Origin of the sequence: Myxococcus xanthus (assembly GCF_013116825.1) — a bacterium.
GTDB lineage: Bacteria > Myxococcota > Myxococcia > Myxococcales > Myxococcaceae > Myxococcus > Myxococcus xanthus_B.
Genome location: NZ_JABFNS010000221.1, coordinates 1 through 8650, shown reverse-complemented (window position 1 = coordinate 8650; position 8650 = coordinate 1). Strand labels below are relative to the sequence as shown.

Below are 8650 nucleotides of genomic sequence, written 5' to 3'. Positions count from 1 at the left end.
CTAAGGGGGGTTCGGGGCGCGGGTGGGCATCTGCTCGCTGCCCGCGCCCGGAACGATGCTCCGGGCGTGGTGACACCGTGGCTGGAGGCCGGAAGCGGTGCTCCCGGCCCGTCGGGACGTCAGGGGAGCGGCGTGGCGGCGTGGCCGCGGCCCGGCGGCGGCGTACCGGGCGCAGGCGGCGGCAGCACGTGCGCCATGCCGGCGTAAGGGCCGGGCTGACGGCCGTCACCGCCGGTGCTCAGCATCAACGCGATGACCGAGCGGCCCTCCAGCGACACCTCGCGGTGCTCCACCAGTTCGCGCATGGGCACGTCCACCGAGCCGAGCAGCTCGCTCCCGTTCGGTCCGTCCATGTACACCTGGAAGCCGACCCGCCGGTCGTCGAAGGCGTTGGCGACAGCGACGAACTCCGCGTCATACGCCGTGTAGATGCCGTCACGCCCGTGTGTCGTCAGGTGCATGCCATCCGGATGGTGGACCTCGATGCGCAGCCTCGGGCGATTCTCGTGCGGAATGCTCATGGCCAGGTCCTTCACCAGGTCCGTCATTCCGCGCTGCCGGGCCATCTGGGTCACCCGGTTGGCCAGCCGCGTGAAGATGTCGTTCGACGCGCCCACCCAGGCCCGGCCATCCGGCCGGCCCGGCGTCACCAGCACCGAGCGCAGCACGACGCGGTAGGGCCGCAGCTGCACCCGCTCCAACTGGTGGTTGGCATATCCGTCGTCCTGCCCCGTGCGCAGCGCCGCATGGTAGGCATCCGCCGCTCCGTTCCAGTCGCGGCCCGCGAGCCGCTGGTCGGCGAGGGCCATGTGGCGCACGTACGCCTCCAGCGGCGCGGCCCGGCCCCCCTGCCGCAGGCTCAGCGCGGCGCCGTAGCTCTGCTGCGCGCGCCCCCAGTCGCGTTGCGCCCGCGCGGCGTCACCCTCGCGCGACAGCCGCTCGACCTCCTCGGTGATGAAGTGCTCATACTCCGCGGCGATGTTCTGCGCCCACGCCGAGGCGGAGGCGTCCAGCCGCAGCACCAACTGCGCCAGCTCGTGGGCCGCGATGAAGTTGCCCTCATTCAGGTACCGGTCTGCCTGGACACGCCCCTGGGTGGTGATGATGCGCCGCACGTCCTCCGCGTGCGTCTTGACCTCGGGCACCGGGGACAGCTGCAGCGCCCGGTCCATCAGCGAGGCGGCCTCCGCGTACTGTCCCTGCTGCGCCTGCTCGACGGCCGTGTCCAGCTGCGCCATCGCCACCCGCTGCGCCGCGTGCGCGCGGAAGGAGGCAATCTCCGCGTTGCCCGGCTCCACGGACAGGGCGAAGTCGGACTCGGCGAGCGCACAGCTCCAGTCATTCACCTGCGCGCACGTCTGCGCCCGCTGCTGCGCATCCTGGAGCGCCTTGGTGCGGGCCGTGTCGAACTTGAGTTTGATTTCGGGGCTGTCCGGCTCGCTGGCCAGCGCTTGCCGGTAGGACGCATACGCGGCCTTCCAATCCCCTACGGCCGCGGCGCGGTCTCCCGTCTTTTCGTGCGCTGCGCACGCCTGGAGGACCACGGCTGCGAACAACCCCAGAACCACTCGCTTCATGTCGTCGGACTCCCCTCGATATGCCGAGGGACGATAGCCGACGCGCCCCGGGGACGCCGATACCCCCGTCCGGAGTCGTGAATGCCCCTTCTGCGGGGCCTCCCTGAAGCCGCCAGGCGCACCAGGCGCTCGCCCGGGCTGCGGGCGCCCCCTCTCGGAGCGAGAGGGGGCGTGGGGGACGGCGTCTCAGCTCGCCGTCGCCGAGGCGGGGGCCTGCGCTGGAGCGGGCGCCGCCGCCAGGGCCGCCACCTGCGTCAACAGCCCCGTCATGCGGCGGGCGAAGCGGTTGGGGTCGGCGATGGTGCTGCCCTCGGTGAGCAGCGCCTGGTCGTGGAGCAGCTCAATCCACTCCGCCACCTGGGCCGCGGCCGGGTCACGGTCATGCACGGCCTTCAGGTGCTCGATGACGGGGTGCTTCGGATTCACTTCCAGGATGCGCTTCACGCGCGGCATGCCCGCGCCCCGGCCGCGCTGTTGGAGCAGGCGCTCCAGGTAGGCCGGCGAGCCGCCCTCCGGCACGACGAGGCACACGGGCGAGTCCGTCAGGCGGTCCGACACGCGCACCTCGCGCACCGACTCCTGGAGCACGTCCTTCATCTTCGTGGTGAGCGTCTTCAGACCTTCGGCGTGCTGCTCCTGTTCCTTCTTCTGCTCGTCCGTGGACTGGAGCTTCAGGTCCGCCTGGAGCGCGGACACCAGCGGCTTGCCCTGGAATTCGCGCAGGCCCTGCGCGGCCCACTCGTCCACCGGGTCCGTCATGTAGAGGACCTCGAAGCCGCGCTGCTTCAGCGCCTCCAGGTGGGGGCTGTCCGCCACCGCCTTCCGGGACTCGCCGTAGACGTAATAGATGGCCTCCTGGCCTTCCTTCATGCGGCCCACGTAGTCCGCCAGGGACGTCAGGCCCTCCTCGCGCGAGCTCTCGTAGCGCAGCAGGCCGCCCAGCTTGTCCTTCTGCTCGGCCTCCGTGGCCAGGCCTTCCTTCAGCACCGTGCCGAAGGCCTTCCAGAAGGTGAGGTAGTCGTCCGGCTTGTCCTTGGCCAGCTTCTCCAGCAGGTCCACGGACTTCTTCACCACGTGCTTGCGGATGGCGCGCACCACCTGCGAGTCCTGGAGCAGCTCGCGCGACACGTTCAGCGGCAGGTCATCCGAGTCGATGACGCCGCGCACGAAGCGCAGCCACTGCGGCACCAGCTCCTCGCAGCGGTCCATGATGAACACGCGCTTGACGAACAGCCGCACCCCGCGCTGCTGCTGCGCGTCCAAGTCGAACGGAGGCTGCTTGGGCACGAAGAGCAGGCCGGTGAACTGGGTGTTGCCGTCCGCCTTGAAGTGCGTCCACGCCAGCGGCGCTTCCCAGTCGTGCGTCAGGTGCTTGTAGAACTCCTGGTACTGCTCATCCGTGATTTCGGACTTGGAGCGCTGCCACAGGGCGCTGGCCTTGTTGACCACCTCCAGTGACGTCTCCGTCTTCGCCTCGTCGCCGGTCCCCGTCGTCTTGCTCACCTGGAGCTTGATGGGGTGGCCCACGTAGTCGGAGTACTGCGTGATGAGCGACCGCAGCCGCCACTCGCCCAGGAACTCCTTCTGGTCCTCCTTCAGGTGCAGGATGATGGAGGTGCCGCGCGCGGCGCGCTCGGCGGGCTCCACCGTGAAGGAGCCCTTGGCCTCCGACGTCCACCGCCAGGCGGACTGGCCCTGGCCGGCGGCGCGGCTGACCACCTCCACGCGGTCCGCGACCAGATAGGCGCTGTAGAAGCCCACGCCGAACTGGCCGATGAGCTGCATGTCCTTCTGCTGGCCCTTCTGCGCCAGCGCCTCGATGAACTCGCGCGAGCCGGAGTGGGCGATGGTGCCCAGGTTCTTCACCAGCTCGTCATGCGACATGCCGATGCCGGTGTCCTCGATGGTGAGGGTGCCCTTCGCCTCGTCCGGGATGAGGCGCAGCTCCAGGGCCGGCTCGTCCGCCAGCAGCTCCGGCTCCGTAATCGCGCGGAACCGGAGCTTGTCGAGCGCGTCCGACGCGTTGGACACCAGCTCGCGGAGAAAAATCTCCTTGTGGCTGTAGAGCGAATTGATGACCAGGCTGAGGAGCTGGTTGATCTCCGCCTGGAAGGCGTGGGTCTCCCGCTGGGGGGCGTTTTCGACGGTCATGGTGACAGGGGCCTCCGGGGCGCCCGGTGGGGCGCCAGCGTCGCCTTCCCTTAACCATGGAAATCCGCTTGTCGAGTCCGGACCGTCCGCTCAGGGACGGGTGTGTGGGTGGTCCATTCCGGGAGCGCGCGAGTGAGGGGGGGGAAATGTGGGACGTCGGGTTTTCAGAAGTGGGGACCGCTGGGAGGGCGGGCCTGGGTTGGAGTAGGGAAGGGGACATGAACCGTACCCTCCTGTCCCTGCTCGGCGCGGCGATGCTGTCGGGCGCCGCCACCGCCGCGGAGAAGACGCCTCCTGCCCGTTTCCCGGATGCCGTGGAGCTCCAGCGCCTGACGGCGCGCTTCGCCCCGGTGGAGCTCCGGGTGGACCTGAAGGCGCTGCCGGAGTCCGAGCGCCGCGCCCTGGCCCGCATCGTCCAGGCCTCGAAGCTGATGGACGCGCTCTTCCTGCGTCAGCGGTGGGCGGGCAACGACTCACTGCTGCTGGACCTGGTCCAGGACACGACGCCGCTGGGCCGCGCGCGGCTGCAGGCGTTCCTGTTGGACAAGGGGCCCTGGAACAGCCTCGACGAGGCGCGGCCCTTCATCCCGGGCGTGCCGGCCAAGCCCGCGTCCGCGAACTTCTATCCGGCTGGCGCCACCCAGGCGGAGGTGGAGGCGTGGGTGAAGTCGCTGCCCGAGGCGCAGCAGAAGGAGGCCACCGGCTTCTACACCACCATCCGCCGCGGCACGGATGGCCGCTTCATCACGGTGCCCTACAGCGTGGAGTACCAGGGCGAGCTGGCCCAGGCCGCCGCGTTGCTGCGTGAGGCCGCCGCGCTCACCCAGCAGCCCACGCTGAAGGCGTTCCTCACCTCGCGCGCGGACGCGTTCCTGTCCAACGACTACTACGCCAGCGAGGTGGCGTGGATGGAGCTGGACGCCAGCATCGAGCCCACCATCGGGCCCTATGAGGTCTACGAGGACGAGTGGTTCAACTACAAGGCCGCCTTCGAGGCCTTCGTGGGCGTGCGCGACGACGCGGAGACGCAGAAGCTGGCGAAGTTCAGCGGGCAGCTCCAGGGGCTGGAGGACAACCTCCCCATCGACCCGAAGCTGCGCAACCCGAAGCTGGGCGCGTTGGCGCCCATCCGCGTCATCAACAGCCTGTTCTCCTCCGGTGACGGCAACCGGGGCGTGCAGACGGCCGCCTTCAACCTGCCCAACGATGAGCGGGTGTCGGAGAAGATGGGCTCCAAGCGCGTGATGCTGAAGAACGTGCAGGAGGCCAAGTTCGAGCGCGTGCTGCTGCCCATCGCCAAGGTGGCCCTCACCCCGGCGGACCAGAAGGACGTCTCCTTCGATGCCTTCTTCACGCACATCCTGATGCACGAGCTGATGCACGGCCTGGGGCCCAGCAACATCACCGTGGGTGGCAAGGCCACCACCGTGCGCAAGGAACTCCAGGCGGCCTCCAGCGCCATCGAAGAGGCGAAGGCGGACATCTCCGGCCTGTGGGCGCTCCAGCGCCTGGTGGACACCGGCGTCATCGACAAGTCGCTGGAGCGCACCATGTACACGACGTTCCTGGCCTCCGCCTTCCGCTCCATCCGCTTCGGCGTGGACGAGGCGCACGGCAAGGGCATCGCCGTGCAGCTCAACTACTTCCTGGACACCGGCGCGGTGAAGGTGAACGCGGACGGCACCTTCTCCGTGGTGCCGGCGAAGATGAAGCAGGCCGTCATCTCGCTGACGAAGCAGCTCATGGAGATTCAGGGCCGCGGCGACCGGAAGGCCGCCGAGGCGCTGCTGGCGAAGCACGGCGTGGTGCGCCCGCCCGTGCAGCGCGTGCTGGAGCGCCTCAAGGGCGTGCCGGTGGACATCGCGCCGCGCTACGTCACCGCGGAGGAGCTGGTACGCGACGTGAAGAAGTAGCCACCGGCCCATTGCCCCGCCCCGCCGCCTGGGCATTTCCCATGCGCGGCGGGCCGGCGATGGCCAGAAAGCAGGAGAGATGGAGACTTCCGCCCGCCAACTCCGTCCAGCGCCGCCCGGTCCCTGGGGCGTCGTCATCGCGCTCATCATCATGGGCGCGTGGGGTGGGCACCTTGCCTGGGCGCTGACACGAGCGGAGCTGCCGTGGGTGGAGCCGCTCACCTGGCTGCACGTCGCTCTCCAGGCCTGGCTGTGCACGGGCCTCTTCATCACCGGCCACGACGCCATGCACGGCACGGTGTCCGGCCGGCGCTGGGTGAACGAGGCCGTGGGCACGGTCGCCTGCTTCCTCTTCGCGGGGCTGTCCTACCGTCGGCTGGTGGTGAACCACCGTGCCCACCATGCCCGGCCCACGAGCGACGCGGACCCGGACTTTTCCACCCACAGCCAGTCCTTCTGGCCGTGGCTGGGCACCTTCATGGCCCGCTACACCACGCTTCCCCAACTGGGGGTGATGGCGGCCAAGTTCAACGTGCTGCTCTTCCTGGGCGTCTCCCAGCAACACATCCTCGGCTATTGGGTGCTGCCCTCGGTGCTGGGCACGTTGCAGCTCTTCTACTTCGGCACGTACCTGCCGCACCGGCGCCCGGAGACGCCGGACATGGCCCCGCACCACGCGCGCACGCTGCCGCGCAATCACCTGTGGGCCCTGCTGTCGTGCTTCTTCTTCGGCTACCACTGGGAGCACCACGAGTCCCCGGGCACACCCTGGTGGCGGCTGTGGCGCCTGAAGGACGCCCGTGCCCGTGAGGCCGCGCTGACGCAGAGCGCCGGGACGCTCCCGGGACAGGAAGGCACGGCCCGGTAACGCGCGGGCGGCCCGGGCCGTTATACAGGGGCCATGCGCGACAAGCCGCCCGCTGAGCCGCCCAGCTCCGAAGTCACCCCCGAGAAGACGTACCTGCGCCGGCGCGAGCTGCTGAAGAACGCGGGCCTCTTCGCGGGCACGGCCGTCGCCGTCGCCGGAGGGCTGCACCTGCTGGGCCGCAAGCAGACGCGCCCCATGGACCGCTTCGTCCCGGACGCGGGCCTGGTGGAGCAGCCGGTGGCGCAGGCGATGGGCCCCTTCGACACGGACGAGCCGCGCACGCCCTACGAGGACGTCACCACCTACAACAACTTCTACGAGTTCGGCTTCGACAAGAACGACCCGGCCCGCTTCGCGCACACGCTGAAGCCGAAGCCGTGGAGCGTCGTCATCGACGGCGAGGTGCACCAGCCGCGGACGGTGGACGTGGAGCAGCTCACGTCCTGGTTCTCCCTGGAGGAGCGCATCTACCGCATGCGCTGCGTGGAGGCCTGGTCCATGGTGATTCCGTGGCTGGGCTTCCCGCTGGCGGCGCTGCTCCAGCGCGTGGAGCCCACCAGTCACGCGAAGTACGTCGCCTTCACCACGCTGCTGGACCCGGAGCAGATGCCGGGCCAGCGCCGCGCCTCGTTGGATTGGCCGTACACGGAAGGACTGCGCCTGGACGAGGCGATGAACCCGCTCACGCTGCTGGCCACGGGGCTCTACGGCCGGCAGCTGCCCAACCAGAACGGCGCGCCGCTGCGGCTCGTGGTTCCCTGGAAGTATGGCTTCAAGGGTATCAAGTCCATCGTCCGCATCCGCCTCACGCGGGAGGAGCCCATGACGACGTGGCGCCTGTCCGCGCCGCGCGAGTATGGCTTCTACGCCAACGTGAATCCTTCGGTGCCCCATCCGCGCTGGAGCCAGGCCAGCGAGCGCCGCATCGGTGACTTCGAGCGCCGCCCCACGTTGCCCTTCAACGGCTACGCGGAGCAGGTGGCCCACCTCTACACCGGCATGGACCTGCGCCGGTTCTACTGAGTCCCCGCGCCATGGCCTCGTCTCCGTATCCCTGGCTCAACCCCGCGCTCGTCGTGGGGGGCTTGTCGCCGCTGCTGATGCTCGCCATTCAGGGCCCGCGGGGCGAGCTGGGGCCCAACGCGATTGAAGCCGCGCTCCATCAGACGGGGCTGCTGGCGCTGGTGCTGCTGGTGGCCTCGCTGACGTGCACGCCGCTGCGGCTGGTGGCGGGGTGGACGTGGCCCGCGCGCGTGCGCCGCACGCTGGGCCTCTTGGCCTTCACCTACGCGGTGGCGCACTTCCTCGTGTACGCGGTGCTGGACCAGGGGCTGGCGTGGGGCGCGCTGTGGGCGGACGTCACCGAGCGTCCCTTCATCACCGTGGGCTTCGCCGCGCTGGTGCTGCTGGTGCCCCTGGCCGTGACGTCGACGAACCGGTGGGTGCGGCGGCTGGGCTTTCCGCGCTGGCAGCGCCTGCACCGGCTGGCCTACGTGGCCGCGGCGCTGGGTGTGGTGCACTTCGTGTGGCGCGTGAAGAAGGACGTCACCGAGCCGCTCATCTACGGCGCGGTGCTGTCGCTCCTGCTGGCCATCCGCGTGGGGGAATACATGCGAAAACGCCGGGCCCGCGCCGCTGCGGCGGCCCGGAACCCGGCGTGAGTGAAGCGGCGCCCAGAAGGGCGCGGCGCGCTACTTGCGCGGCAGCGGGAGGATGGTGTCCACCAGCGTCATGAGCTGCGCGCAGCTCACCGGCTTGCGGACGAAGGCGCTGATGCCGGCCTTCTGACCCAGCGCGCGCACCTCCGCCACGTTCGGGTCGCCCGTCATCATCAGGATGGGCACCTTGGCCAGACGCGGGTTGGCGCTGGCGCGAATCTGCGCGGCGAAGTCCGCGCCGTTCATCCCATCCATGTGGAAGTCCGTGAGGACCAGGTCCACCGGCTCCGCTTCCGACACCTTGAGGCCTTCCTCGGCGGACTCCGCTTCGAGGAACTCGAAGTTGCGAGCCATGAGGTAGATCTTCAGCAGCGTGCGGATGGAGCGGCTGTCATCCACCAACAACACGCGCTGCGGAGCCGTGCCTCCGGCGGGGCGCGCGCCCAGGGGGCGGGTCGTCTCCGTCGTGCTGCGGAGGGGGAG

7 protein-coding genes are annotated in these 8650 nt (G+C 69.8%); 4 read left to right on the top strand and 3 right to left on the bottom strand.

What is annotated here, in order from left to right; genetic code table 11:
• Window positions 1–119: 119 nt before the first annotated feature.
• Window positions 120–1577 (bottom strand): hypothetical protein, encoded by a 1458-nt coding sequence (locus HNV26_RS35975; protein WP_171445560.1) that lies wholly within the window; start codon window positions 1575–1577, stop codon window positions 120–122.
• 186 nt (window positions 1578–1763) lie between these two features.
• Window positions 1764–3728 carry a molecular chaperone HtpG gene (gene htpG, locus HNV26_RS35970; RefSeq protein WP_171445561.1) on the bottom strand — a complete coding sequence of 655 codons (1965 nt, stop codon included), beginning with the start codon at window positions 3726–3728 and terminating at the stop codon, window positions 1764–1766.
• A gap of 218 nt (window positions 3729–3946) precedes the next feature.
• Between htpG and HNV26_RS35965 the strand changes: the two genes are divergently transcribed.
• The 4 genes from HNV26_RS35965 (at window position 3947) to msrQ (ending at window position 8170) form a co-directional block, all read left to right on the top strand.
• The gene (locus tag HNV26_RS35965) at window positions 3947–5641 is read left to right on the top strand and encodes a DUF8614 domain-containing protein (RefSeq protein WP_171445353.1); all 1695 of its coding nucleotides are present in this window, start codon (window positions 3947–3949) and stop codon (window positions 5639–5641) included.
• A 79-nt stretch (window positions 5642–5720) separates the two neighbouring features.
• Window positions 5721–6509: a fatty acid desaturase gene (locus HNV26_RS35960; protein ID WP_171445354.1), complete on the top strand. Its 789-nt coding sequence runs from the start codon at window positions 5721–5723 to the stop codon at window positions 6507–6509.
• Window positions 6510–6542: 33 nt separating this feature from the next.
• On the top strand, window positions 6543–7532 hold the full coding sequence (msrP, locus tag HNV26_RS35955) for a protein-methionine-sulfoxide reductase catalytic subunit MsrP (protein ID WP_171445355.1): 990 nt from the start codon (window positions 6543–6545) through the stop codon (window positions 7530–7532).
• Between the two features lie 11 nt (window positions 7533–7543).
• Window positions 7544–8170 carry a protein-methionine-sulfoxide reductase heme-binding subunit MsrQ gene (gene msrQ / locus HNV26_RS35950; protein ID WP_171445356.1) on the top strand — a complete coding sequence of 209 codons (627 nt, stop codon included), beginning with the start codon at window positions 7544–7546 and terminating at the stop codon, window positions 8168–8170.
• A 30-nt stretch (window positions 8171–8200) separates the two neighbouring features.
• Here the strand turns inward: msrQ and HNV26_RS35945 are convergent.
• Window positions 8201–8650, bottom strand: a 450-nt coding sequence (locus HNV26_RS35945; RefSeq protein WP_171452996.1) for a response regulator, incomplete at its 5' end; no start/stop codon positions are given.

Excerpts from the sequence above, each read along its gene's own strand:
- HNV26_RS35975 (WP_171445560.1), bottom strand. The coding sequence starts at position 1,577 with ATGAAGCGAGTGGTTCTGGGGTTGTTCGCAGCCGTGGTCCTCCAGGCG.
- htpG (WP_171445561.1), bottom strand. The coding sequence starts at position 3,728 with ATGACCGTCGAAAACGCCCCCCAGCGGGAGACCCACGCCTTCCAGGCG.
- HNV26_RS35965 (WP_171445353.1), top strand. The coding sequence starts at position 3,947 with ATGAACCGTACCCTCCTGTCCCTGCTCGGCGCGGCGATGCTGTCGGGC.
- HNV26_RS35960 (WP_171445354.1), top strand. The coding sequence starts at position 5,721 with ATGGAGACTTCCGCCCGCCAACTCCGTCCAGCGCCGCCCGGTCCCTGG.
- msrP (WP_171445355.1), top strand. The coding sequence starts at position 6,543 with ATGCGCGACAAGCCGCCCGCTGAGCCGCCCAGCTCCGAAGTCACCCCC.
- msrQ (WP_171445356.1), top strand. The coding sequence starts at position 7,544 with ATGGCCTCGTCTCCGTATCCCTGGCTCAACCCCGCGCTCGTCGTGGGG.